This window comes from Corynebacterium hylobatis, from assembly GCF_003955685.1.
GTDB lineage: Bacteria > Actinomycetota > Actinomycetes > Mycobacteriales > Mycobacteriaceae > Corynebacterium > Corynebacterium hylobatis.
Genome location: NZ_RXHJ01000023.1, coordinates 1 through 25,991, shown reverse-complemented (window position 1 = coordinate 25,991; position 25,991 = coordinate 1). Strand labels below are relative to the sequence as shown.

The following is a 25,991-nucleotide window of genomic DNA, read 5'->3' as shown; positions in this document are numbered from 1 at the left end:
GCGTCGAGAAGCGAACTAGAAGGGGAACTGTGCCTGGCCTGGTGCCACGCCGACCCAGTGGGTGGTGGTGAACTCCTCGATGGCCCACTCACCGTTGAAACGGCCCAGGCCGGAGTTCTTCTCGCCGCCGAACATGACGTGTGCTTCGTCGTTGACGGTGATGTCGTTGACGTGGGTCATGCCTGCCTCGATCTGGCGGGCGAAGTTGAGCCCACGGGTCAGATCACGGGTGTACACGGCGGAGGACAGGCCGAACTCGGTGTCGTTGGCCAGCTCGAGGGCATGCGCCTCATCCTCGGCCTTGATGATGCCGACGACGGGGCCGAAGATCTCCTCGCGGAACAGCTCCATCTCCGGGGTGACATCGGCGAAGACGTGCGGGGCGATGACACGGCCTTCGACCGGTCCGGAGACGACCTCGCGGGCGCCCTCAGCGCGGGCACGCTCGATCTTCTCGGTGACCGAGCGCAGCTGGCTGTCGTTGATGACGGGGCCGACGACGGTGGCGTCATCAAGCTGGTCGCCGTAGGACAGGGTCTTCACACGCTCGGTGAAGGCCTCGACGAACTGATCGTAGAGCGGTGCCTGGACGATGATGCGGTTGACGGCCATGCAGATCTGGCCCTGGTGGAGGAACTTGCCCAGGGTGGCCGCACCCACGGCCTGTTCCAGGTCAGCGTCGTCGAGGATGACCAGTGGGGCGTTGCCGCCGAGCTCAAGGGAGACCTTCTTCATGTGCTCGCCACCGACGGCGGCACGGCCCACGCCCTTGCCCACCGGGGTGGAACCGGTGAACGAGATCAGGCGCGGGACGGAGTGCTCGACGAAGTGGTCACCGATCTCAGAGCCGGCGCCGACGACGATGCCCAGCACGCCCTCGGGCAGGCCGGCGGCCTCGAAGATCTTGCCCAGCAGCAGGCCACCGGTCAGCGGGGTGTCGGAGGCCGGCTTGAGCACCACGGCGTTACCGCAGCCGAGTGCCGGGGCGACCGAACGCATCGACAGGGCGAAGGGGAAGTTCCACGGGCTGATCACACCCACCACGCCCAGGGCCTCACGGAAGACGTAGTTGGCCTTGCCCGGGGTGTTCGAGGGCAGGATCTGGCCGGTGATACGGGTCGGGAAGGTGGCGGCCTCGCGCAGGGAGCCGATCGCCAGGCCCGTCTCAATGTTGGCCTTGATGGCGGTGGAACCGGACTCGGCGCGGATCAGCTCGACGACGGCCCCGCGGTTCTCCTCAATCCAGTCGGCGGCCTTGTTGAGGACCTTGGCCCGCTGCTTCGGGGCGAGTGCGGCCCACTCAGCCTGGGACTTCTCGGCGAGCTCATAAGCCGCGTCGACGTCCTCCTTCGAGGCCTGGCGGATGGTGGCGATGGTCTCGTTGTTGAAGGGGTTGGCGGTCTCGGCGGTGCGCCCGGAGGTGCCCTCACGCCAGCCCCCGATGTAGAGCTGGTCGGTGACGAGGGAGGAGTATGCGGCGGTGGCGACGGTCATTGTTCTCAGCTGCTTTCGTTGATTGGTGGTTACTGGTTGGTCTCGGAGACGCGGAGCACGGCCTTGATGGTGCCGCCCTCATGGGCATCGGCGATGGCCTTGTCGATCTCGTCGAAGCCGTAGACCTGGACCAGACGGTCGAAGGGAAAACGACCCTGGCGGTAGAGCTCGATCAGGCCCGGGATGAGCTCGTGGCTGGTGGAGGAACCCCCCAGGGTGCCCACGATGTTCTTACCGAACAGGGTGCGCATGTGATCCACGGAGAAACGGGCCTGCGCCGGGGCACCACCGACGAGGATGAAGGTACCCATCAGACCAACGGCATCGGCGGCCTGCTCGATGACCTTGATGCTGCCGGTGCAGTCCAGGACGTAGTCGGCCGGGCCGCCGCAGATCTCGGTGACGGCCTCGACGATGTCCTTCTCGCGGGTGTTGACGGTGTGGGTGGCACCGAACTCGCGGGCCAGCTCCAGGCGGGAGTCCTGCAGGTCCATCGCGATGATGGTGGTGGCCGGGGTGTTGCGGGCGGCCATGATGGCGGCCAGACCGACGGCGCCGGCGCCGATGACCACGACCGACTCCCCCGGGCCGGGCTTCGCGGTGTTGAAGACGGCACCCGCGCCGGTGGTGATGCCGCAGGCCAGGGGGCCGAGCAGCTCCAGGTCCAGGTCCTTGTCCACCTTGACCAGCGCGTTGGCGCGGGTCAGGGAGTAGGTGGCGAAGGAGGACTGGCCGAAGAAGTGGCCGGAGAGCGGGGAACCGTCCTCACGGGTGTAGGCGGAGCTGCCTGCGTCGGGTCCGTGCAGACGCACCCCGGCCAGCAGTTCGGCGCCGATGTTGAGGCAGTAACGGTGCTCGCCGCGGATGCAGTTGCGGCAGGTGCCGCAGTAGGGCCAGCCCATGATGACGTGGTCGCCGACTTCGAAGTTGGTCACGCCCGCGCCGACGGACTCCACCACGCCGGAGCCCTCGTGGCCGAACACACCCGGCAGGGGCAGGGGCATGTCACCGGACTGGGTGTTGAGGTCGGTGTGGCAGACCCCGGTGGCCACGACGCGGACCAGGACCTCGCCCGGTCCGGGGCCGTCAATGGTGAGTGTTTCGCGGATAAACGGGGCGTTGATCTCTTCGACCACGTAGGCGTCGATCTTCATGTTCTGCTTCCTCCACTACGAATTTGTCGGTGGGACCTGCAGGCCACAGAGGCCCGATCCACATCACACATCATCACTGACGTGACACGTGACACTCTAGGACAGGAGTGCAGAACTTGTGTACCTGGGGTGCAGGGCACCGGCGCCGCTAGGCAGGAATCTGGCGGAACTCACCCGGGGTGCAACCCCACTCCTGCCGGAACACGCGGGTGAAGTAGGAGGGGTCGGGGAATCCGGACCAGCGCCCGACCTCCGCCACCGACATCGTGGGGTGCAGGATGAGCAGCTCCTGGGCCCGTTCCAGCCGGCGCTGGCGGATGACCGTACCTACGGTCGTGTCGGCCTCCGCGAACAGGGCGTGGAGGGACCGGGTGGACATGAAATGCGCGGCGGCGATCCGCCCGGGACTGAGGTCGTCGTCCAGGAGATGGTCGTCGATCCACGCGGTGATGTCCGCGCGCTGCTCGGCCCGCTGGTGCTCCGGGGAGGAGACCGGCGCCCCGACCGCGGAGCTGAAGAGCATGGTCAGCAGGTCGACGGTGCTGCGCACCATCTGTCTGCCGTGGCCGCGGGTGATCTCGTCCAACCCGGAGGCCAGTCCCTGCAGGTACGGCAGAACCACGCGGCCCGCCCCATCCCCGGAGGTGAAGCGGGCGGCGCTGAGGTCAGCGTAGCCCTGCCCGAGCGTGAGCAGACGGGACTTGGGCAGGACCATGATGAGGCTGTCGAAACCGGTGTCGGTCCACACCTGGTACGGGGTCATCGAATCGTGCACACCGAGCTGCCCGGGGCCGATGGTCTGTTCCCGGGTGCCCTGCCGGATAACGGCGGTACCGTCGAGCACGTAATAGATCTTCAACGCCGATTCCTCGGGGTCCACGGAGCCGGCGTACTCGACCTCATGCCCCGACGCCCGGACGGTGGAGAACACCAGGTCATCAACCTGGCAGGACCGCAGCTGCGCGCGGAAGGCATCCCCGACATGCGTGGACACGGGGGTGACCGCCGCCCGGCGGCCCCCGTCATCGTGGAACACAGGTCGATACAACCGGGTGATGCTGGCACCGAAGTCGGTCGCGTCATCGAAGGTGGCGGCATTCAGGACGCCGGTGCGGGCCATGGGCCAGTCAACCCCATCTCTTGGATTCGGTGCTCACGGTCAGGTGTTTCAGTCTAGGCAGAAGCAGCACGCGTGGGTAGCGTCAGAGGGCACTGGTCAAGGGATCTGAGCGGAGGAGGTGCCCGGTGGCGGGAGGAAGTCGACAGCCGGGGCGGTCGGTGACGGACAGGATCTCTGCAGTGCTCGCCGCCTTCGAGCAGGAACGGCGTCCACTGTCCCTGACGGAGATCGCCGAGCACGCCGACCTGCCCCTGAGCTCCGCGCACCGGATCGTCGGGGATCTTATCGGGCATGGTCTGCTCACCCGCACTGCGGACGGCCGCCACCAGGTGGGGCTGCGGTTGTGGCGGCTCGGCCAGGCGGTCGGGCAGCAGTTGCGCGAGACCGCCCACCCCTACGTGCAGGACCTCTACTCGCTCACGGGGGAGACCTCGCACCTGGCCATCCGGGACGGCCGGGAGGTGCTCTACATCTTCCGCCTGTACGGCACGAAACGCGTCGCCCGGTCCTCGTGGACGGGTGGCCGGCTGCCCCTGCACACGACGGCGGTGGGCAAGGTGATCCTCGCCCACGAGGAGGAGTGGGTGCAGGATGCCTTCCTCGGCAGCCGGCTGGAGCAGTCCACCCGCAACACCGTGGACAACCCCGCGCAGCTGGCTGCGGAACTGGCGAAGACCCGGGAACAGGGTTACGCCACCACCTACGAGGAGCAGCGTGTCGGCACCTGCTCCATCGCCGTGCCCGTTTTCCACACCGGCCGGATCGGGGCGGGGCTGGGCGTGGTGCTCTCGGCGGACAAATTCTCCTCCCTGCCGCGTTTCCTGCCGGCGCTCCAGGCGGTGAGCCGCCGGATCGAGAAGGCGACCGCGCACATTCCACTGGAGACCCTCCTGGAATCTGGGCGTCTCGGCGAGAAATAACCGTCCACTCCCCGCCCACACGCTGCAGAAACGAACTCGCTTCCACTCAGTGGAAGTTTGAGTTCCCCTCAGGCCCCATTTCCTCGCACTATGTCCCTCAAGCCCTCGGGTGATTCACATCACCAGGGCGGGAAGTTTTGATCCACACCACACGCTGTGCGGGCCTCGCGCCCCAGCGGATCAGGAGGAACACGACATGAGCACCGACACCACCACCGCACCCACCGCCACCGGCTGCCCTTTCGGCCACGGTGGGCCCGACGCTGCGACCCCTGACCATCACGGCTACGAGCCCTTCCAGATGAAGGACCCCTTCCCCGCCTACGCCGCCCTGCGGGAGCAGGAGCCCATCATGTTCGATGAGCGCATCGGTTACTGGGTCGTCTCCCGCTACGACGACATCAAGGCGGTCTTCGACGACTGGGAGACCTTTTCCTCCGAGAACGCCCAGGCCCCGGTCCGCAGCCGCGGCCCCCAGGCCACCCAGATCATGAAGGACGGCGGCTTCACCGCCTACTCCGGCCTCTCCGCACGCATCCCTCCCGAGCACACCCGCATCCGCGCCATCGCCCAGAAGGCATTCACCCCGCGCCGCTACAAGGCGCTGGAGCCCGACATCCGGGCGAACGTCGTCAAGCGCATCGAGGATCTGCTCGCCCGCCCCGGGCGCACCGGTGACATGGTGCCGGACCTCGCCTATGACATCCCCACCATCACCATCCTCACCCTCATCGGCGTGGACACCGGCCAGATCGACACCTACAAGAAATGGAGCGACGCCCGGGCGGCCATGACCTGGGGCGATCTCAGCGACGAGGAGCAGATCCCGCACGCGCACAACCTGGTCGACTACTGGCAGGAGTGCCAGCGTCTGGTCGCCGCCGCCCATGAGAACCCGGGTGACAACCTCACCGGCGACCTGGTCCGTCACCAGCAGGAGGGTGGCGAGATCTCCGACCACGAGATCGCCTCCCTGCTGTACTCGCTGCTCTTCGCCGGTCACGAGACGACCACCACGCTGATCGCCAACTGCTTCCGCGTCCTGCTCGACCACCGTGAGCAGTGGCAGCAGCTCATCCAGGAGCCGAAGAAAATCCCTGCCGCCGTCGACGAGGTCCTGCGCTACTCCGGCTCCATCGTCGGCTGGCGCCGTAAGGCCACCCGCGACACCGAGATCGGCGGCCAGCAGATCAGGGAGGGCGAGGGCGTGCTGCTGCTCATGGGCTCCGCCAACCGCGACGACTCCCGCTTTGAGGACGCCGAGTCCTTCGACATCTCCCGCAGCAACGCCCGGGAGCACCTCTCCTTCGGCTACGGCATCCACTACTGCCTGGGCAACATGCTGGCCAAGCTCCAGGCGAAGATCTGCCTCGAGGAGGCCACCCGCCTGCTGCCTTCTCTCCGGCTGGCGGAGGACGCTGACATCGACTTCCGCGAGAACCTCTCCTTCCGCGTCCCCGTCTCCGTCCCCGTCACCTGGGACGCCTGAACCCCATCCGCCTGAACAGACCTGGAGCATGACATGACCGACACCACCCTCTACGTCCAGCGTTTCGACGACGGCCGCGAGCCCCTCCTCGAGATCCTCGGCGGCAAGGGCGCCTCCCTGGTGAGCATGACCGCCGCCGACATGCCCGTCCCGCCCGGCTTCGTCGTCACCACCGCCTCCTTCGACGCCTTCATGGAGGAAGCCGGGATCGCCGAGCAGATTCACGACGCCCTGGCGGGTATCGACCCCGAGGATGTCGCGGCCGTCGAGAAGCTCTCCGCCGAGATCCGCGAGGCCCTGTGTTCCCGCCCCGTCCCACCGGCCGCCCGCGCCGCGGTCGTCACGGCCCACGCCGAGCTCATGGCGCAGTGTGGTGGAGAGGTCCCCGTGGCCGTGCGCTCCTCGGCCACCGCCGAGGACCTGCCCGACGCCTCCTTCGCCGGCCAGCAGGACACCTACCTGTGGCAGATCGGCCTGGAGGCGGTCACCGAACACATCCGCCAGTGCTGGGCCTCGCTGTACACCGCCCGCGCGATCATCTACCGCCTGAAGAACAACATCCCGAACGAGGGCCTGTCCATGGCCGTGGTGGTGCAGAAGATGGTCAACGCCCGCGTCGCCGGCGTGGCCATGACCCTCAACCCCGCCAACGGCGACCGCTCCAAAATCACCATCGACTCCTCCTGGGGTGTCGGCGAAATGGTTGTCTCCGGCGAGGTGACACCCGACAACATCCTGCTGGACAAGGTCACTCTGCAGGTGGTCAACGAACACCTCGGCAGCAAGCACCTCGAGCTGGTCCCCGACCCGGCCGCAGGCACCCTCATCCAGCGTGAGGTCCCCGCCGAGCGCGCCGCGATCCGCAGCCTCACCGACGCGGAGCTTAACGCCGTGGCCGCCATGGCCAAGCGCGCCGAGAAGCACTACCGCTGCCCGCAGGACATCGAGTGGGCACTCGACGCCGACCTGCCCGACGGCGAGAACCTGCTGCTCCTGCAGTCCCGCCCCGAGACGGTCCACTCCAACCCGGCGAACACCGCCCCCGAGCAGAAGCCGGCCGCTGCAGCTGCGGGAGGAGGCTTCGACCTCAGTTTCCTGCCCGCCTCCCTCCTCGCCACCAAGTAGCTCCCCCTCACCCCACTCCGAAGGATCCGCCATGACCAAGAAGTCCTTTCCCAAACCCTCCGATCTGCCGGTGCCCGCAGGCGCTGAAGGGTGGGAGAAGATCTACCCCTACTACCTCGTCTTCCAGGACAAGCTGAAGGACAAGGAGAACGAGAAGTTCTGGTTCTGCGACTCCCAGCACTGGCCGACGGTGTTCAAACCCTTCGAGACCATCGGCGGCGAGTTCGCGGTCAAGTGCCTGGGCCAGTACAACGCCCGCCACCTCATGATCCCCAATGCCAACGGCATCGAGTTCCGCGTCCACCTGGGCTACCTCTACATGTCCCCGGTCAGCGTCCCGGCGGACGAGATGGCCACCCGGGTGCCGGAGTTCCAGGCCCGCATCACGCACTACTTCCAGAATTGGGAGCCCATGCTGGAGGAGTGGAAGAAGAAGGTCCGCGGAACCATCGACGAACTTGAGTCCCTGACCTTCGAGCGGCTGCCCGACATGGTGCCCATGGCCGACATTGAATCCGGTAAGGCCATGGACGGTTCCGAGGTGCTGCTGGAGAACTACGACCGCCTCATCGCCCTGGCATACCGGAACTGGCAGTACCACTTCGAGTTCCTCAACCTCGGATACATCGCCTACCTGGACTTCTTCAACTTCTGCAAGGAGGTTTTCCCGGACATCCCGGACCAGTCCATCGCGCAGATGGTGCAGGGTGTGGACATGGAGCTCTTCCGCCCGGACGACGAACTCAAGGAACTGGCTCAACTCGCCGTCGAGCTGGGCCTGCAGGACAGGTTCACCGACCCGGACGACGCGGCGGGCACTCTCACCGCCATTGCCGCCGCCGAAGGCGGGGACGCCTGGATCGCGCGCTGGGAGCAGGCACAGGACCCGTGGTTCAACTTCACCACCGGCAACGGCTTCTATGGCCACGACAAGTACTGGATCGACCACCTCGAGATCCCGCTGGGCTTCATCGCCGACTACATCCGCCGCATCGACGAAGGCCAGACCATCAAGCGCCCCACCGCCGAACTCATCGCGGAGAAGGAGCGCATCGTGGAGGAGTACAGCGATCTGCTCGACAGCGAGACCCAGACGGTCTTCGACGCCAAGCGCGCACTGTCGGCCACCGCGTACCCCTATGTGGAGAACCACAACTTCTACATCGAGCACTGGACCATGGGTGTCTTCTGGCGCAAGGTCCGCGAGCTCTCCCGCACGATGCACTCCTACGGCTTCTGGGAGGAGGAGAACGACCTGCTCTACCTCAACCGCAACGAGGTCCGCGACGCGCTCTTCGACCTGGTCACCGGCCACGGCGTCGGCGCACCGGACGGCCCGATCGGCCCGGTTTACTGGCCGGAGATCATCGCCGAGCGCAGGAAGATCGTCACGGCACTGAAGACTGCCCGCCCGGCCCCGGCGCTGAACACCCCGCCGGAGGCGATCACCGAGCCGTTCACCCGCATGCTCTGGGGCATCACCACCGAGCAGGTCGATTCCTGGCTGGGTGTCGCCGAGGAGGGCAGCGAGGGCGTGCTCAAGGGCATGGCCGCCTCCGCCGGTGTCGTCGAGGGACGCGCCCGCCTGATCATGGACTCCGAACAGCTCTCCGACATCCAGGACGGCGAGATCCTCGTCGCCCCGGTCACCGCGCCGAGCTGGGGGCCGGTCTTCGGCAAGATCAAGGCCGCCGTCACCGACATCGGCGGGATGATGAGCCACGCCGCCATCGTCTGCCGCGAATACGCCCTCCCGGCGGTCACCGGCACCGGCAACGCCACCACCACGATCACCGACGGCCAGCTCCTGCGTGTCGACGGCACCACCGGCAAGGTCACCATCCTCGACGGCGAGGGTGCCGCCCCCAGAGTCGAGGGCCCCGGCGCGCACTCCCACGACCACGCCCCCGCCCCGGAGCCGGCCCGTGTCTAGCCGCACGGTCATCGTCACGGGTGCCGCCGGCGGACTCGGCCGCGCCTTCGCCCTCGGCTTCGCGCGCGGCGGGGACAACATCGTCGTCGCCGACATCAACCTCGACGGCGCCCGGGAAACCGCGGACCTGCTCACCGTGGAAGGAGTAAAAGCCCTGGCGGTACAGGTCGACGTCACCGACCCGGATTCCACCGAGGCGATGGCGGCACAGGCCGCGGACTTCGGCGGCGGCACCATCGAGGTCCTGGTCAACAACGCCGCCGTCTACGCCACGGTCACCCGCTCCCCGCTCGAGGAGATCGACCCGGCGGAATGGGACCTGGTCATGGGGGTCAACCTCAAGGGCCCCTGGCTGGTCACCCGTGCCGTGAGCCCGTATCTGCCCGCCGGCGGGCGCGTCGTCAACCTCTCCTCCGCCACCGTCATGTCCGGTTCGGCCCAGTGGGCGCACTACGTCGCCTCCAAGGGCGGGGTCATCGCCCTGACCCGGGTCATGGCCAAGGAACTTGGCGTACGTGAGATCACCGTCAACGCGGTCGCCCCGGGTTTCACCCTCACCGAGGCCAGCCTCGGTCTCATGGAGGACGCCGCCACCTACGGCGTCGAACGCGGATCCATCCGGCGGGCCAGCCAACCGGAGGACATCGTCGGCGCAGCCCTCTTCCTCGCCTCCCCGGACGCCGGTTACATCACCGGCCAGACCCTCGTGGTCGACGGCGGCCGCCAGTTCATCTGACACCACCACTTTTCTTCCAAGGAGACATCATGACCACCGTCCAGTTCACCGACGCCGAAGGCACCACCCGCCTCATCGAGGCCAACGTCGGCGACTCCGTGATGGAGACCGCCGTGCGCAACGGTGTGCCCGGCATCGTCGCAGAATGCGGCGGTTCCCTGTCCTGCGCCACCTGCCACATCTTCGTCGACGAGGACCAGGATCTGGCGGCACTGCCCGAGATGAGCGACATGGAGGACGAGATGCTCTACGGCACCTCCGTCGACCGCGAGGACACCTCCCGACTGTCCTGCCAGCTCCCGGTGGCCGAGGGCATGTCCCTGTGCGTGACCACCCCCGAGACCCAGGTCTAGGAGGACCACCATGACCACCACGACCGGCCTACTCATCATCGGCGCCAGCCAGGCGGGGGTGCAGCTGGCGATCTCCCTGAGGGCGCTGGGTTTCGATGAGCACATCACCCTGCTCAGCGACGAGGACCACCGCCCCTACCAGCGCCCGGCTCTGTCGAAGGAGTTCCTGCAGGGCACCTACGACAAGGAACGCCTCATCTTCCGCTCCAACGAGTACTGGGAGGAGCACGACATCCGCCTGGTCAAGGGGGTGCGCATCGGGAACATCGAGAAGAACGCGGACGGCTCCGGCACCGCCTTCGCCACCGACGGCACGCCGTTCGCCTTCCGACGTCTCGCCCTTGCCGTCGGCGCCCGCGCCCGCCGCCTGGACATCCCCGGCGCGGACCTGCCCGGCACCGTCTACCTGCGCAATGCCGATGACGCCCTCCAGCTCAAAGCCTCCCTCGAGGGGGTGGCGGAGGCCGTCGTCATCGGCGGCGGGTTCATCGGCCTGGAGGCGGCGTGTTCCCTGCAGCAGCTGGGCAAGAAGGTCACCGTCATCGAACGCGGCCCCCGTCTGGTCGGCCGGGCCGTCGGCGAAGAGACCTCCGGGTTCTTCCTGCAGGCGCACCGCGCGAGCGGGATGGAGGTGCGCCTGGACACGGGCGTCGACAAGCTCGTGTCCGGTGCGGACGGCCGCGTCGCCGGCGTCGTACTCGATGACGGCACGCAGATCCCCGCCCAGCTGGTGCTCGTCGGCATCGGCGTCATCCCGAACACGGAGCTGGCCGAGGAGCTGGGCCTGGAGACGGACAACGGCATCGTCGTCGACCGTCACGCGCTGGCCTCGGACGGCACCACCGTCGCCGTGGGGGACGTGGCCAACCAGCCCAATCCCCTGCCCGGCGCGCCGGCTGAGGAACGTATCCGGCTGGAGAGCGTGAACAACGCCATCGAACACGCCAAGGTCGCCGCCTACTCACTCATGGGCCAGCGGGAGAACTACGCCGGCATCCCCTGGTTCTGGTCGAACCAGGGCGGTCTGAAACTGCAGATCGCCGGCCTGTCCCTCGGCTACGACCAGACCGTCATCCGCCGGGACGAGGAACGCGGGAAGTTCAGCGTCCTCTACTACCGGGCGGGACAGATCGTGGCCGCCGACTGCGTCAACCACCCGCTGGATTTCATGGCCGTGCGCAACGCACTGGGCAAGAGCCAGAACATCCCGGCGGATGAGGCCGCCGACCCGTCTGTCCCCCTCAAGTCCATCGTCAGAGATCTGGAGACCGCATCATGACCACCTCCCCACCCACCTGGGCGCCGGCCACGCCGGAGCAGCACGCCGGTGATCCCCGGGCGTTGAGCTTTGTGCAGGCGTACCCCGTCCGTCCGGTGCCCACCGACCGGGACGTGGACACCCGCCCCATCTGCCTGAGCCCCTCCGCCGGCCTGGAGGAGCTGTGGCAGGCGGTCGTGCCGGAGACCCGCACCCGGGCAAATGACCTGCACCTGCCCATCGCCACCGCCTACGCTGCCCGGCTGTGTGACGCCTATCCGCAGGCCGACCGGGAGCTCGTCCTGGTCGCCACCGTCCTGCACGACACCGGGTGGGCACACGTCGATGAATCGCGCATCATCTCCGAGGGTTTCCGCGGTGACTGGCGTAAGGCGGCCATCCGTTTCGAGCATGAGGCGGAGGGCTGCAACGTCGCCCGCCGGGTCCTGCCCGGACTGGGCTACGACGAGGCCTTCATCGCGCGGGTCTGTGAGATCATCGACGGCCACGACACCCGCCACGTCGCCTTCTCCCTCGAGGACGCCCTGGTGCGCGATGCGGACCGGTTGTGGCGTTTCGACCGGGCGGGCATCGCCATGTCCACCACGTGGTTCAGCATGGACCCCGCCCTCTACGTCGACCGTCTCGAGTCGGAGATCGTGCCTGAGCTGATCACCGGGGCCGCCCACCGCATGGCGCGGGCCGACCTCGACCGCTCCCGGGGTCTGCTGCGGACGGAGACGATCAGATGACCACCTCGCTTATCGACGCCCGCGCCCGCCGCGCCACCCTCGACCTCCCCCACACCCACGTCGACGACTTCTTCATCGACGGCACCTGGTGCCCGGCCGGCAGCGCCGAACGCACGCCCGTCATCGACCCCGCCACCGGAGAGACCTGGGGTTCGGTGCCCGTCGCCGAGGCAGCGGAACTGGACCGCGCCGTGGCCGCCGCGCGCCGGGCGATCACCCCCTGGTCCGCGCTCAGTGCGGCCGAGCGGGCGGAGTACCTGCTGCGGATCGCCGAGGAGATCGAGGCCCGGGCCGAGGCACTGTCGCTCACCAACACCCGGGAGAACGGCTCCCCCGTCAGCGAGACCCGCGGGGCCGCCGCCAACGCCGCCGGCATCTTCCGCTACTTCGCCGGGCTGGCCGGGTGGCTGGATGCCGAGGACCTCCGGCCCTTCCCGGCCGGTGGCGCGGAGACGGTCGTGGAGAAGGACCCGGTCGGGGTCTGCGGGCTCATCGCCCCGTGGAACTTCCCCATCAACCTCGTGGTGATCAAGTTAGCCCCGGCCTTGCTCGCGGGCTGCACGGTGCTCATCAAACCCGCCTCCCCCACCCCGCTGTCCATCCGCTTCATCATCGAGGCCGTCGCCGCCGCCGGGGTGCCGGCCGGCGTGGTCAATCTGCTCACCGGCCCGGGACGGTTCGGCGATGCCATCGTCCGCCACCCAGGCATCGACAAGATCGCTTTCACCGGTTCCACCCCGGTCGGCCGGAAGATCGCCGCCGCCTGCGGCGAGCTGCTGCGCCCGGTGACCCTTGAGCTGGGCGGGAAGTCCTCCGCGATCATCCTCCCCGATGCGGACCTGGGGGAGGTCTCGAAGGTGCTCATCCGCTCCTGCATGCGCAACACCGGCCAGACCTGCTACATCTCCACCCGCATCCTGGCGCCGGCCTCCCGCTACGAGGAGGTCGTGGAGATGGTCGCGGACACCATCAGAGCCGCGCCCCAGGGCGATCCCCTGGACCCGGTGACGGTCTTCGGTCCGGTGGCCACCGCCGCGCAGTTCGATTCAGTCTCCGGCTACCTCGACACCGCCCACGCGGAGGGCGCCCGCGTGGTCACCGGCGGTGGCCCCGCTGTACTGGGGGAGGGCCTGGAGGAGGGGGTGTTCATCACCCCGACGGTCCTGGCGGACGTCACCCCGGAGATGACCGTGGCCCGGGAGGAGATCTTCGGTCCCGTGCTCACGATCCTGCGCTACGACGACGCCGACGGCACCGCCGGTGAAGCGGTCGCGCTGGCCAACAACACCGAATTCGGTCTCGGCGGGTTGGTCTTCGGTGCGGACGAGACGGCCGCGCTCGCCGTGGCTCGTCGGGTCGACTCCGGTTCCGTGGGCATCAACTTCTTCGGATCCAACCACGCCGCCCCCTTCGGCGGCCGGCACGACTCCGGGCTGGGAGTGGAATACGGCATCGAGGGGCTGAGCGCCTACCTGTCCTACAAGTCGATCCACCGCCGGAGCTGAGCGGGGCGGGGCGGGGCCGCTGGTAGCCTCAGGAACATCATGAGTTCCCAGTATCTGCGGCACGTCCTGCGGCGGCTGCTCAACCAGGCGGCCCTGCGGGTGTCCGCGGGGGACTCCGGCTCGGTGCTGCTGATCACGGGGCAGGAGGCTTCGGGGCGTCGGAAAGCACTCGATGCCATGGCCGCCCGTCTGTCCGGGCACGGGCAGATCCGGGTGCCGCTGTTCCCCTGGGACCGGGAGACCCCCGGCGCGCTGCGGGGACGGCTGCCGACCCCGCTCGCCGATGTCCTCGTGCTTGTCGACGACCTCCACTTCGCCGACGAGCACTCCCTGCGCGAGCTCATCGCCACGGCCCGCGGTGCCGACTCGACCGTCTCAGTCATCGCCACCGTCGAGGGCGAGAGACTGAACCAGCTGGCCACGGACGTGCTCGTCCTGCCGCCGCTGTCGCTGGCGGAGGCCGCCGGTTACCTGGAGTCGCTCACCGGCCGCCGCATCCCCGTGGCCACGGTGGAGCGGATCCACGCGCAGACCGGCGGCTGGCCGGGGCCGATCGCCGACATCGTGGCCGCCCTCCCAGAGGGTGAACTGGCCCGGCGGGGTGCGGAGGAACGTTCCGAACGCGAGAACCTCGACCGCGCGCTCGAGCTGACGGCCGATTTCGAGTTGCCCACCGCGGAGTTGTACCTCAACGAGTGCCGCCGCCTGGTGGATCCGGCCGAGCAGGACAGCCTGCGCGGCTACCTGGCGCTGAACCGGGGGTTGCGTCGCCGTGCACACCAGTTCCTCACCGCTCCCGGCCCCGATCCGCAGCACCGGGCACGCGGGGTACTGCTCTCCCTCGTCGACTGGGAGCTGCCCGACGTGCAGCGCAAGGTCGCTGGCCTGTTGGCGAGCGCCCCCTCCTCCCCCGCCACCACCGAGGCCCGGATCCTGGGGCTGGTGGCCGACGCCGCCGAATCCGGCCGCATGCCCGATGTCGACTTCGGGGTGGACTCCGCCCTCAACCGGCAGCGCCTGGACATGGTCCACGGCTGGCTGTCACTGACCTTCGACGATCCCCTCACCGCCCGGGAGAAGCTCCAGCATTACGGTGACCAGTCCCCGGCCATCGGCCTGTGGCAGGATGCCTGGTTGTCACGCACCCTCTACGTGCTGGGGGAATGGTCCACCGCTGCCCGGGTCGTGGAACGCGGCCTGGCCGCAGCCGAGGCACACGGCATGCATCTGCTCGAGCCGATGCTGCTGTGGACCGGTGTGCAGATCGCCGCGATGCAGGGCGACCAGCTGCTCTCCCGCAACTATCTCCAGCGCCTGACGCTGGGTGAGGACGCTTTTCTCCTGCAGTCCCTGCCCGCCGCCATGGGCCGGATGATTGTCGCCGCCAACAGCGCCGACCTGCCCACCGCCCTGCGCGCCGGCGAACAGCTGGCACGCACCGTGGCCTCCGCCGACACCCAGCACCCGGGTTTCTGGCCCTGGGAGGACGTCTACGCCCAGACCCTTATCCGGGCCGGGCGCATCGACCGTGCCGACGAGGTGATCACCGGTGCGGAGGAACGGCAGGGTTCCTCGGGGCTGGTCTCAGTCATCGCGAAGAATGCGGTGCCGCGGGCGACGATCCAGATCCAGCGCGGGGACGTCGCTGCCGGGCTGCGGACCTTCGAATCAGCCGTGGAGGCCATCAACGACACCCCCATGCCCGCCTACCAGTCCCGCATCCTCTTCGAATACGGCAAGGTGCTGCGCCGCCAGGGTCGCCGGCAACGCGCCGACGAAGTCCTCTCCCACGCGGCGGAGATCTACGCCCAGATGGAAGCCCCCGTCATGGTCGAGCTCTGCGCTGCCGAACGTCGCATCGGTGGTGTGGGCACCCCGCAGCACCTCAACCCGCACGGCCTGACACCCCAGGAGGAGCAGATCGCCGTACGGGTGACCGAGGGGGCCACCAACGCCGAGGTCGCCCGCGAACTGAGCCTGTCCACCAAGACCGTGGAGTACCACCTGACGCGCGTATACCGGAAACTCGGCGTGCGATCCCGGCAGGGCCTGCGCGAGGTGCTGGGGCGGGGTTGATACCGGCGGGTGAGGTTTTCAGGCCGGCACCGCCGGGCCTGTGGCCGGGTGCGCAATACCTCGCAGTCCCAGGCCGGTTTCCCGGGCATCGTCGCTGTTCGACAGTTCCGGCCCTGCCATCCGTTGCGCACCCCGGAAACGTGAAAACCCGGACGCGAGAGCATCCGGGGTCCACGGTTTCACTCAGCTCTGGGAGCGGATCACCGTCCGCTGGTATACCGGGCGGGTGAAGGAGAGCAGCACCGCGCCGAACAGGCCGACGATCGCGTAGGCGAAGAAGCCCCACGGGTGCGCCAGGCCCAGGCTGATGAGCAGACCGCCGAGGAGCGGGCCGGAGATCGCCCCCAGGCGGCCGATGCCGGCGGAAAAACCCATCGCCGTGGCCCGCATGTTCGAGGGGTGGTTCTCGCCGACGAAGGCGTAGACGAGGTTCTGCGCGGAGAAGACGAACACACCGGTGATGAACACCACCGCGTACAGACCCAGCAACGGCAGCTTGATGGCCATGAGCGCCAGGAAGAGCGCGGAGGCCACGAACCACACGATGCCGGTCGGCCGTGGGGAACGGATATCGGAGACCCTGCCCGCGAGGATCAGACCGATGACGGCACCGACGTTGAGCACCAGCAGGAAGCCCAGCGAATTGCCCAGGTCATAGTCGGCCGCGCGCATGATCTGCGGCAGCCAGGTGTTGAGACCGTAGACCAGGAGCAGTCCCATGAAGGAGGCGCCCCACACCGCCAGCGAGTTGCGGCGGTACTTCGGGGTGAGCACGGAGGCCAGCGAGCTGCGCTGCTTATCGGCCTTCGCCTCCTCTGCGGCCTGCCGGTCGAGGGTGTCGTTGAGCTCCATCCCGTAGTCGGCGGCGATGGCCTCCGCTTCCTCGACCCGCCCCTTGGCCAGCAGGTACTGCGGGGATTCCGGCAGCAGCCAGATCATGAGCGGGGCGAGGACGATGCCGGGGACGGCCCCGACAATGAACAGGGACTGCCAGCCGAAGTCGTCGATCATGAGGATGGCCAGCAGTGCGGTGAGCACCGCACCGACGTGGTATCCGGTCATCACGGTAGTGGTGGATGAGCCGGCCTTGGCCCGGCCCCGGAACTCGGTGACCATGGAGATCGCGGTGGGGAGGCAACCGCCCAGGCCGACGCCGGCGAGGAAGCGCAGGAGCATGAGCATGAACACCGAATCGGCGAAGCCCATGCCCAGGGTGAGGACGGAGAAGGCGAAGACGGAGGCGATCATGACCCAGCGGCGGCCGAGTTTGTCGGTCAGCGCGCCGATGGTCAGGGCGCCGATGGTCATGCCGATGAGTCCGGCGGTGACGATCTGGGTGCCTTCCCCGGCGGTGACCTGCCAGGTGGGGTCCTCGATCATTGAGGGCAGGACAGCGCCGATGACGACCATGTCGAAGCCGTCGAGAAGCACTGCCACCCAGCACAGGAGGGTGACCATGAACGTGGAACGGGTGGCCCCGGGTCGGTTGCTGACCCGGGGCACCGTCGAGGTGGATGAGCCCATCTAGATCTCGAACTCCGGCAGATCGAGGCCGACGTACTGCTCGGCCAGGTACTTCCGGCCGGCTTCGGTGGCCAGGACGGAACGCAGCTCGGCGCGGCTGCGCTGGGTCTGGAAGTAGGGCTGCTCGGGCACGGAGTGCAGCATGGAGGACATCCAGTAGGAGAAGTGCTGGGCCTTCCACACGCGCGGCACGGCCAGGGCGGAGTACTGGTCGAGCAGGTCCGTGTTGTTCTTCCTGATGGCGCGTGCCAGGCCCGGGGCCAGGACGGAGACGTCCGCGACAGCCAGGTTGAGGCCCTTCGCACCGGTGGGCGGCACGGTGTGGGCGGCGTCGCCGGCGAGGAAGAGGCGGCCGCGCTGCATCGGGTCGGTGACGGCGGAACGGAAGCGGAGGACGGCCTTGTCGAAGATCTCGCCCTCGGAGACGCGCAGGTCATCGCTGCTGACGCGCTTGTGCAGCTCGTCCCAGATGCGCTCATCCGACCACATGTCGACGGTGTCGTCGGGGTTGCACTGCAGGTAGTAGCGCTGGACGGTGTCGGTGCGGGTGGAGATCAGCGCGAAGCCGTCCGGGGAGTTGGCGTAGATCAGCTCCTTCTGGGTCTTCGGCGCGTTGACCAGGATGCCGAACCAGGCGAAGGGGTACTCGTGGCGCGAGCGCACGGCGCCGGGCTGCTCGGTGATGAGTTTGCGGTTGGGCGAGTTGGAGCCGTCGCCGGCCATGACGTAGTCGGCCGTGAGGGTCTGCTGCGTGCCCGACTCGTCGGTGTAGGTGATGGTGACCTTGTCGCCGTCGTAGCCGGTGACCTCGTCGACGGTGGTGTTGAACAGGATGGGCTGGCTGTCGGCCAGGCGGCGGGCGATGAAGTCCTTGAGGTACTCGTGCTGCGGGTAGACGGCCATGTGGTGGCCGGTCAGGCCGGCGAGGTCGATGCGGGTGCGCTGGCCGTCAATGGCCAGCTCAATGGCGTCGTCGATGTCGGCCTCGCGGTCCATGCGCTCACCGACGCCGGTCTCGCGCATGAGGCGCATGGTGCCCTGCTCGAGGACACCCGCGCGGACGGTCTCCTCGACGTCCTGGCGGGAGCGGGACTCGAAGACGACGGACTCGATGCCGTAGTTGTGCTGGAGCAGGTGGGCCAGGGTCAGGCCGGCGGGGCCGGCACCGATGATGGCGACTGGTGTGTGTGTCATGTCAGTGTCCTTGAGGTTGTCAGCTAGTTGTCTTCGAGTTCCGCGACGGCCGCGGACAGCAGCTTGAATCCGTGGTTGGTGTTGGGAACACCGGCGTAGATGGCGGTGTGGAGCAGGACCTCGCCGATGAGGTCGGCGTCGACCCCGGCGCGCAGGGCGGCGCGGATGTGCATGTCCAGTTCGCCGTCGTTGCCCACGGCGGTGAGGATGGCGATGGTGAGCAGGCGGCGCTGGGTGTGGTCGAGTGCGTCGCGGTTCCAGATGTCGCCCCAGGCGGTGCGGGTGATGAAGTCCTGGAATTTCTCGGTCACCGGTGTCTGCTTCGCAATGGCGGCGTCCACGTGCGCGTCCCCGAGCACCGCCCGGCGGTTGCGCATGCCGACCTCGTGGGCGGCGGTGCGGCCCTGTTCGTAGTTCTCGCTCATGATCGGTCCCCTTCCAGGATGATGTCGGTGATCTCGGGGGCGTGGCCGAGGTTGTCGTGGGCCACCCGCTCCCCCATGGTGTCGGTGCGGATCTGCAACCCGTCGAGGCTGGTGTGGATGCGGCTGACTGCGGAGGCGGTGGCGGCGAGCAGGTCGCGCAGGGTCTGCCATTCGGCGTGCCAGCTGCCGGTGCCGCGCTGCCAGCGGCAGTCGAGGGTGTCCAGAAGCGTGGCGGCCAGTCCCGGGGTGCGGCGGGCGTAGCCGTCGCAGGCGACGGCGGCGGCCGGGTTGGCCTTGTGCGGCATGGACGAGCTGCCGCCGGGGCTGCCTTCGGCGACCTCCGCGATTTCGGTGGCGGAATAGGCGATGATGTCGCCCGCGATCTTGCGTACCGCCCCCGCGACGACGGCGGCGGCCAGGCCGACGTCGACGAAGGGCTGGCGGTTGGTGTGCCAGACCAGGGGCCGGTCGGCCAGGCCGAGCAGCTGCGCGAGCCGGTCGTGGACGGCTATGCCGTCGGGGTGGGTGGCCACGAGGTTTCCGGTGGCTCCCGCGTACTGGACGGGCAGCGCCGCGGCCGTCTCCCGCAGCCGTGCGGCAGAGGAGCGCACCCCCTCGAACCAGCCGGCGGTGATGAGCCCGAAGCTGGTGGGCAGGGCCTGCTGGCCCAGGGTGCGGCCCATGACCGGGGTGTCGCGGTGGGTGCGGGCGAGCTGTTCGAGGAGCTTCTCCACCTCGCTCAGCACCCGGTCGATCTCTCCCACGGCGCGGCGGGCGCACAGGGCCAGGGCGGTGTCGATGGCGTCCTGGCTGGTGGCCCCGGTGTGGATGCCGGAGGTGTCGGTGGCGCGCTGCTTGAGTGCGGCGGCCAGCGGGATGGCGGGGTTGGCCCCGGCGGCCGAGGCCGCCGCGATGTCGGCGACATCGTAGGTGTAGCCGTCGATGGCCTCGCGTGCTGCTGCTGCGGCGGCGGGGCTGATGTGGCCGGTGTCTTCGGCGGCGTCGGCAAGCGCGCGCTCGAACTCGAGGACGGCATCGAGGAAGGCGCGGTCAGAGAGGTGACCTGCGGCGGCGGTGTCACCGCTGGCGTGGTCACTGTAGAGGGATCGGCTCAGCTCAGACACGGAAGAACGGGGTCTCCTTGTTCGGGTCCTCGTGCTGCATGACGATCGTGGTGCGGTAACCGCCCTCGACCTGCTCAGCGATGAGCAGGTCGCGGCGGGCTTCGTCGACCAGCGCCAGGACGGGGTCGGCGGCGTTGGCCTCGGAGTTCTCGGGGAGGTAGAGGCGGGTGTAGAGACGCTCGAGCATGCCGCGGGCGAACACGCCCAGCTTGAAGTGCGGGGCCTCATCCTCCGTGCCGCCGGGTACGAGGGTGGTGAAGGTGACGGTGCCGGTCTCGTCGACCATGCCGCGGCCCACGCCGCGGAAGCCCTCATCGGTGGTGGTGTTGTAGGTGCCGTCGGGGCGGGTCTGCCAGACCTCGATCATGGCGTCGGCGATGGGGTCGCCGTTGCCGTCGATGACGGTGCAGGTGACCTCGACGGCGCCCTCGGTGCCTGCCGGGACGAGCTTCTCCGAGTCCTCCAGCGTCAGGCCGATGTGGACGTAGGGGCCGACGGTCTGGGAGGGGGTGATGCCGAACTCCGCCTCGTCCTGGTCGCGGATGCCGGAGACCTCGTAGCGGAATTCGCCGGTCTTGTGGGTGTCGATCATTTCTCTGCTGCTCCTGGGTTCGCTGGGGTGGGTCTACTCGAAGGGGGTGGCGTTCTTGCCGCGCAGGACGATGTCGAATTTGTAGCCGACGGCGTAGTTCGGTCGGGTCTCGTCGTAGTCGAAGACGGCGATCATGCGTTCGCGGGCACCGGCGGGCACGGAGTTGTAGATCGGGTCCTGGAAGAACATCGGGTCGCCCGGGAAGTACATCTGGGTGACCAGACGTTCGGTGAACTGGCGGCCCCAGAGGGAGAAGTGGATGTGGGCCGGGCGCCAGGCGTTGTGGTGGTTGCCCCAGGGGTACATGCCGGGCATGACGGTGAGGAAGTTGTAGTTGCCGTTCTCGTCAGTCATGGTGCGGGCCACGCCGTTGAAGTGCGGGTCCAGCGGGGCCGGCCAGGAGTCGTTCTTGTGGCGGTAACGGCCGGCCGAGTTGGCCTGCCAGGCCTCGACGAGGGTGTGGGGCACGGGCTTACCGTCCCAGCCGAGGACGCGGCCGTGGACGAAGATGCGCTGGCCGATGGCCTCGCCGCCGTTGGCCTGGGTCATGTCGTTGTCGATGCCGCCCAGGTCACGGTCGCCGAGGACCGGGCCGGAGAGCTCGCCGAGACGCTCCGGCACCATGATCAGCTCGTTGGTGGGGTTGCGCTTGATCGTGGTGCGGTACTCAGGGAAGTGGAGAGGCGCGAAGAAGCCGTCGGTGGTGGCATTGAGTGCGGTCATGGTGATACCTTCCTGCATGTCCATCGGTAGTGATGGGGGTCACGATAGGGCGTAGGGCCACCCGGAAGCAAGGCGTGCGCCCAGCGAACGGTCGGCCACTCAGTGAAAACCCGCTGGCCAGCGGGTTTTCCCATTCCTTTCGACCCAGGGGTTAGTTAGGGGTGCACATCAGGGTCGCCCCGTCCTGGATATCGTAATGCCTGAATGAAAAAGGGGGCCGGATGAATATATACCCGGAAAGGAACGCGGCAGTGTCGTAATCTTCGACCGTTCCCAGCCGTTCACCACTGCCTTCCACCGGAGCCCCGGAACCCGATGCGCAGCCGCAGATCCCGAAAGACGTCTCATCCTCGTGGATATCCGACAGCTCATCGACACCACCCGCATGACCGCCTACCAGTGGTTCATCATCGGGCTGGCCTGTTTCCTCAACGCCCTCGACGGTTATGACCTCGTCGCCATGGCGTTCACCTCCTCCTCCGTCTCCGAAGAATTCGGCCTCAGCGGCGCCCAGCTCGGCTGGCTGCTGTCCTCCGCGCTCATCGGCATCGGCATCGGTTCGCTCTTCCTGGCGCCGCTGGCCGACCGCTACGGACGCCGTACCCTCATCCTCGCCGCGCTGGCCATCGACCTGGTCGGTCTGAGCATGTCGGCGCTCTCCGACACCTACGGCGAGCTCCTGCTGTGGCGCGTGGTCACCGGCATCGGCGTGGGCGGCATCCTCGCATGCGTGACGGTGGTGGTCTCGGAGTTCTCCAACCTGCGTTTCCGCGGTCTGACCATCTCCATCTACTCCGCCGGTTACGGCCTCGGCGCCTCCTTGTGCGGCGTGCTCGCCGCCCAGCTCATCCCCACCCACGGCTGGCGCTCCATCTTCTTCATCGGCGCCGCACTCACCGGCTTCGCCCTGGTGATCACTTTCTTCGCTCTCCCCGAATCCGTCGACCACCTGCGCAACCGCGGCCAGGAGGACAAGGTCCGCGCCATCGCCGCGCGCATCGGCAAGACGGACGAGTTCACGGTGACCCCAGCGGCCGTCGAGAAGCACTCCGCCGGACTCCGGGAGCTCTTCCGCGGCCCCTTCCTGGCCACCACCATCAAGCTGTGGATCGCGTTCTCGCTGATCACCGCCGGCTTCAACTTCGCTAACCAGTGGACCCCGAAGCTGCTCACCGAATACGGACTGTCCGCCCAGCAGGGCATCATCGGCGGCATCATGCTCTCCTTCGGCGGCACCATCGGCTCCCTGATCTACGGTGCGCTGACCACGCGTATCGACGCCCGCCGCCTGCTCGTCATCTTCTCCCTCCTCTCGGCCGTGGTGCTCGTGGGCTTCATCTCCGCAGCGAACTGGCCCGGCCTCATGTTCGCCCTCGGCGTCGGCGTGGGCATGCTCCTCAACGCCTGCGTGACCGGCATGTACACCGTCACCCCGCAGGCCTACCCTTCCGCCCTGCGCACCAGCGGCGTCGGCTCCGCCATCGGCATCTCCCGCGTCGGCGCCGTGATGGCCCCCATCGCTGTCGGCTACCTGCTGGACGCCGGCTGGTCCCCCACCGCCCTCTACGTCACGGCCGGCGCCCTGGTGGCTGTCACCGCCATCGCCATGATCGGCGTGCGCGAGCACACCACCCCCGTCGCCGCCACCACCCCCGCAGAGAACGCGGACGCGGACCGCGCATCTGTCCGTTCCTGAGGACGGGGCGTGTCAACGGGCATCGGCACAACCGGTCCCCTAACCTCTATCGATGGCCGCAGGCGCATCACGGATGCGCCTGCGGCTTTTCCGTGACCAAGGGTGGTAGTGCGCAAGCCCCTTGCTTTAGCTATGGGGATAGCGCATCAAGTGACAGGCAAACGTGCTATACCGTCAATTATGAGAGACAAGGCAGTAAAGCGGGCGTACAAGTACCGCTTCTACCCGACCCCGGGCCTGACCCCCTGATGGTGGACACACTGAAACCAGCATCTCGCTGGGGAAGTGAGGTACCTTTCCACCATGCCACGCAAGACCTACACCGAGCAGTTCAAGCGTGACGCAGTGGTGTTGTACGAGTCGACTCCCGGAGCCACGGTCAACGCGATCGCCTCCGATCTCGGGATCAACCGCAACTCTCTGCGCACCTGGCTCGATGCCTTCGGCACCGGCACCAAGACCAACGCCAACGGCGAGAAAGTCGCCAGCCCCATCGCCGCCGCCAACAGCGCACACACTCCGGCTGAAGGACTCTCCGATACCGAGCGCATCCGCGTGTTGGAACGCGAAAACGCCAAGCTCCGGGAGGAACGAGAGATCCTGCGCAAGGCGGCTAAATATTTCGCGGAAGAGACGAATTGGTGAACCGCTTCCGATTTGTTGACGACCACCGAGACTTCTATGAGGTCAAGCGGTTATGTGAGGTTCTGAAGATCAACCGGTCCTCGTACTACGCCTGGAAGTCTGCCGCTGATGCTCGCCGGCGACGCCTCGTCGCCGACGCGGTGCTGGGCGCTCGGATCAAGACCGTGTTCACCAAAGAAAATGGCTGCTACGGGGCGAAACGAGTGACTGCGGTCATCAACTCCAATCCAGCCAACGACCCGGTCAATGATGACCGTCTCAATCACAAGCGCACCGCCAGGTTGATGCGTCAGATGGGCCTTTTCGGCTACACGAAAAGACGCCGCGTGAAAACCACCGTGGCTGCGAAACGTGCGCCGAGATTCCCGGACCTGCTCAGACGCCGCTTCACCGCGGAAAAGCCGAACACGGTCTATGTCGGCGATATCACGTACCTGCCGATCGCGGACGGGTCGAATATGTACCTGGCCACCGTTATTGATTGCTATTCGCGGCAGTTGACCGGTTTCGCGATCGCCGACCACATGCGCACCGAACTGGTCGAAGAAGCTCTTACGATGGTCCGGAAGGTGCGAGGAGACCTGAATGGGGCGATTTTCCACTCGGATCACGGCAGTGTTTATACCTCTGAGCAGTACCGGAGGTTGTGTGAGCAGTTCGGCGTCGCCCAGTCGATGGGAGCGATCGGGACGAGTGCGGATAACTCGTTGGCGGAGTCGTTCAACGCGTCACTGAAGCGGGAAGTCCTTCAGGATGAGTCTGTTTTCCCAAGTCAGCTGGTGTGCCGCCGGGACGTGTTTCGGTGGTGCACCCGGTACAACACCAAGCGCTTGCACTCGTGGTGCGGCTACCGCTCGCCGAATGCCTTCGAAGCCGCCGGATTAGCTACACTGACCATCGCATCTTGATGAAATCCCCGTGTCCACTTTCCGGGGTTCGGGCCCCCCCGAGCAGGCCGAACAGCTGGCCCGCACATTCGGGTGCGTCAGGTATGTCTACAACCGGGCACTGGCCGAACGGTCACGCGCCTGGACTCAGGAACAACGCCGCGTCACTCATGCAGAAACCGACCGAATGCTTACCCAGTGGAAACGCGACCCGGACACCGTATGGCTGGCGGAACCTTCCAAGGGGCCACTGCAAGCAGCCCTGCGGCACCTCCAGGACGCCTACAGCCGGTTCTGGAGCAAGCAAACCGACTACCCGAAGTTCAAGAAGAAGGGGAAAACCCGGGACTCCGCGACATACTTCCGCAACTGCTTCACCTACCGCAACGGACAGATCAAGCTGGCGAAACAAACAGAACCGCTGGATATTCGGTGGTCCCGACCACTACCGGAGGGGGCGGACCCGTCACAGGTCACCGTGTCCCGAGACTCAGCGGGTCGATACCACATATCCATTTTGGTCGAGGACACGATCACTCCACACACGCCTGCGGACACCACCGTCGGCATCGACGCGGGCATCACCGCCCTCTACACCCTGTCTACCGGGGAGAAGATCACCAATCCTCGGCACGAGAAAAAGGACCGGGAGAAGCTGGCCAGAGCACAACGCCAACTCTCGAAAAGGCAGAAGGGGTCCAAGAACCGGGACAAAGCCCGCCGCAAAGTCGCCCGTATCCACGCCCGGATCACAGACCGGCGACGGGACCATCTTCACAAGCTCAGCACTCGATTGGTGCGCGAAAACCAAGTGATCGCCATCGAGGACCTGAGCGTGCGGAACATGGTCAAGAACCACTCGCTGGCGCGTGCCGTTTCGGATGCGTCGTGGGCACAGTTTCGAACGATGCTGGAGTACAAGGCCGACTGGTATGGCCGGGAGATTATCGCTATCGACAGGTTCTACCCCTCGTCCACGACGTGCTCAGCGTGTGGGATGCTGCAGGATTTGATGCCGCTCAACATCCGCGAGTGGACCTGCCCCGGCTGTGGGGAAATCCACGACCGGGACATCAACGCCGCGAAGAATATTTTGGCCGCCGGACTGGCGGTTTCAGCCTGCGGAGATGGTGTGAGACCGTCCCGCACCTAGTGCAGGAAGGCAACCATCAATGAAACAGGAAAACCTCGGCCGTGAGGCCCAGGAATCCCCCGGCTTTATGTGTTGACTCATGTCTTCTTTGACAGTGAGTCTCACAGGTTCTG

The 25,991-nt window shown here is 67.3% G+C and carries 22 protein-coding genes; 13 read left to right on the top strand and 9 right to left on the bottom strand.

Going from position 1 to position 25,991, the window contains the following annotated elements; translation table 11 throughout:
- Positions 1-15: 15 nt before the first annotated feature.
- The 3 genes from EAH68_RS13660 to EAH68_RS13650 form a co-directional block, all read right to left on the bottom strand.
- Complete coding sequence (locus EAH68_RS13660) at positions 16-1,494, bottom strand: aldehyde dehydrogenase family protein (RefSeq protein WP_126121897.1); 1,479 nt, start codon at positions 1,492-1,494, stop codon at positions 16-18.
- A 29-nt stretch (positions 1,495-1,523) separates the two neighbouring features.
- Positions 1,524-2,648, bottom strand: a complete 1,125-nt coding sequence (locus tag EAH68_RS13655; protein WP_126121896.1) for an NAD(P)-dependent alcohol dehydrogenase — start codon at positions 2,646-2,648, stop codon at positions 1,524-1,526.
- A 148-nt stretch (positions 2,649-2,796) separates the two neighbouring features.
- Complete coding sequence (locus EAH68_RS13650; RefSeq protein ID WP_126121895.1) at positions 2,797-3,768, bottom strand: AraC family transcriptional regulator; 972 nt, start codon at positions 3,766-3,768, stop codon at positions 2,797-2,799.
- Positions 3,769-3,893: 125 nt separating this feature from the next.
- Between EAH68_RS13650 and EAH68_RS13645 the strand changes: the two genes are divergently transcribed.
- The 10 genes from EAH68_RS13645 to EAH68_RS13600 all read left to right on the top strand — a co-directional run bounded on the left by EAH68_RS13645 (position 3,894) and on the right by EAH68_RS13600 (position 15,915).
- Complete coding sequence (locus EAH68_RS13645) at positions 3,894-4,688, top strand: IclR family transcriptional regulator (RefSeq protein ID WP_126121894.1); 795 nt, start codon at positions 3,894-3,896, stop codon at positions 4,686-4,688.
- A 196-nt stretch (positions 4,689-4,884) separates the two neighbouring features.
- Positions 4,885-6,177 (top strand): cytochrome P450, encoded by a 1,293-nt coding sequence (locus tag EAH68_RS13640; RefSeq protein WP_126121893.1) that lies wholly within the window; start codon positions 4,885-4,887, stop codon positions 6,175-6,177.
- 33 nt (positions 6,178-6,210) lie between these two features.
- Complete coding sequence (locus EAH68_RS13635) at positions 6,211-7,302, top strand: PEP/pyruvate-binding domain-containing protein (RefSeq protein WP_126121892.1); 1,092 nt, start codon at positions 6,211-6,213, stop codon at positions 7,300-7,302.
- A gap of 31 nt (positions 7,303-7,333) precedes the next feature.
- The gene (locus EAH68_RS13630; protein ID WP_126121891.1) at positions 7,334-9,235 is read left to right on the top strand and encodes a PEP-utilizing enzyme; all 1,902 of its coding nucleotides are present in this window, start codon (positions 7,334-7,336) and stop codon (positions 9,233-9,235) included.
- The gene (locus tag EAH68_RS13625; protein WP_126121890.1) at positions 9,228-9,971 is read left to right on the top strand and encodes an SDR family NAD(P)-dependent oxidoreductase; all 744 of its coding nucleotides are present in this window, start codon (positions 9,228-9,230) and stop codon (positions 9,969-9,971) included. Before EAH68_RS13630 ends, EAH68_RS13625 begins: the two co-directional genes overlap by 8 nt.
- Before the next feature lie 29 nt (positions 9,972-10,000).
- Positions 10,001-10,324, top strand: a complete 324-nt coding sequence (locus tag EAH68_RS13620; RefSeq protein ID WP_126121889.1) for a 2Fe-2S iron-sulfur cluster-binding protein — start codon at positions 10,001-10,003, stop codon at positions 10,322-10,324.
- A 10-nt stretch (positions 10,325-10,334) separates the two neighbouring features.
- Entirely contained in the window at positions 10,335-11,603 is a 1,269-nt protein-coding gene (locus EAH68_RS13615) for an NAD(P)/FAD-dependent oxidoreductase (protein WP_126121888.1), read from the top strand.
- Positions 11,600-12,334, top strand: a complete 735-nt coding sequence (locus EAH68_RS13610) for an HD domain-containing protein (protein WP_126121887.1) — start codon at positions 11,600-11,602, stop codon at positions 12,332-12,334. Before EAH68_RS13615 ends, EAH68_RS13610 begins: the two co-directional genes overlap by 4 nt.
- Before the next feature lie 11 nt (positions 12,335-12,345).
- The gene (locus EAH68_RS13605; RefSeq protein WP_126121909.1) at positions 12,346-13,839 is read left to right on the top strand and encodes an aldehyde dehydrogenase family protein; all 1,494 of its coding nucleotides are present in this window, start codon (positions 12,346-12,348) and stop codon (positions 13,837-13,839) included.
- A 39-nt stretch (positions 13,840-13,878) separates the two neighbouring features.
- The gene (locus EAH68_RS13600) at positions 13,879-15,915 is read left to right on the top strand and encodes a helix-turn-helix transcriptional regulator (RefSeq protein WP_126121886.1); all 2,037 of its coding nucleotides are present in this window, start codon (positions 13,879-13,881) and stop codon (positions 15,913-15,915) included.
- Between the two features lie 183 nt (positions 15,916-16,098).
- Here EAH68_RS13600 and EAH68_RS13595 read toward each other — a convergent pair whose 3' ends face one another.
- The 6 genes from EAH68_RS13595 to pcaH are packed head-to-tail and all read right to left on the bottom strand — an operon-like array spanning position 16,099 to position 21,497.
- Positions 16,099-17,439 carry an MFS transporter gene (locus EAH68_RS13595; protein ID WP_164546507.1) on the bottom strand — a complete coding sequence of 447 codons (1,341 nt, stop codon included), beginning with the start codon at positions 17,437-17,439 and terminating at the stop codon, positions 16,099-16,101.
- Complete coding sequence (locus tag EAH68_RS13590) at positions 17,440-18,633, bottom strand: 4-hydroxybenzoate 3-monooxygenase (protein WP_126121885.1); 1,194 nt, start codon at positions 18,631-18,633, stop codon at positions 17,440-17,442.
- Between the two features lie 23 nt (positions 18,634-18,656).
- Positions 18,657-19,058, bottom strand: coding sequence for a 4-carboxymuconolactone decarboxylase (gene pcaC, locus EAH68_RS13585; RefSeq protein WP_126121884.1), 402 nt, complete (start codon positions 19,056-19,058; stop codon positions 18,657-18,659).
- The gene (gene pcaB, locus EAH68_RS13580) at positions 19,055-20,173 is read right to left on the bottom strand and encodes a 3-carboxy-cis,cis-muconate cycloisomerase (RefSeq protein ID WP_126121907.1); all 1,119 of its coding nucleotides are present in this window, start codon (positions 20,171-20,173) and stop codon (positions 19,055-19,057) included. Before pcaB ends, pcaC begins: the two co-directional genes overlap by 4 nt.
- Before the next feature lies 1 nt (position 20,174).
- On the bottom strand, positions 20,175-20,774 hold the full coding sequence (pcaG, locus tag EAH68_RS13575; protein ID WP_126121883.1) for a protocatechuate 3,4-dioxygenase subunit alpha: 600 nt from the start codon (positions 20,772-20,774) through the stop codon (positions 20,175-20,177).
- A 33-nt stretch (positions 20,775-20,807) separates the two neighbouring features.
- Positions 20,808-21,497, bottom strand: coding sequence for a protocatechuate 3,4-dioxygenase subunit beta (pcaH, locus tag EAH68_RS13570; protein ID WP_126121882.1), 690 nt, complete (start codon positions 21,495-21,497; stop codon positions 20,808-20,810).
- Positions 21,498-21,849: 352 nt separating this feature from the next.
- Here pcaH and EAH68_RS13565 point away from each other — a divergent pair, with 352 nt between their 5' ends.
- The 3 genes from EAH68_RS13565 to EAH68_RS13555 all read left to right on the top strand — a co-directional run bounded on the left by EAH68_RS13565 (position 21,850) and on the right by EAH68_RS13555 (position 25,878).
- The gene (locus EAH68_RS13565) at positions 21,850-23,193 is read left to right on the top strand and encodes an MFS transporter (RefSeq protein WP_126121881.1); all 1,344 of its coding nucleotides are present in this window, start codon (positions 21,850-21,852) and stop codon (positions 23,191-23,193) included.
- Positions 23,194-23,496: 303 nt separating this feature from the next.
- Positions 23,497-24,746, top strand: a protein-coding gene (locus EAH68_RS13560) for an IS3 family transposase (protein WP_126121880.1) whose coding sequence is annotated in 2 segments (ribosomal slippage) — positions 23,497-23,824 and positions 23,824-24,746 — 1,251 coding nt in all. Because the reading frame shifts where the segments join, the coding sequence is not laid out codon by codon here.
- Between the two features lie 10 nt (positions 24,747-24,756).
- Positions 24,757-25,878, top strand: coding sequence for an RNA-guided endonuclease InsQ/TnpB family protein (locus EAH68_RS13555; RefSeq protein ID WP_500778829.1), 1,122 nt, complete (start codon positions 24,757-24,759; stop codon positions 25,876-25,878).
- Positions 25,879-25,991 lie beyond the last annotated feature (113 nt).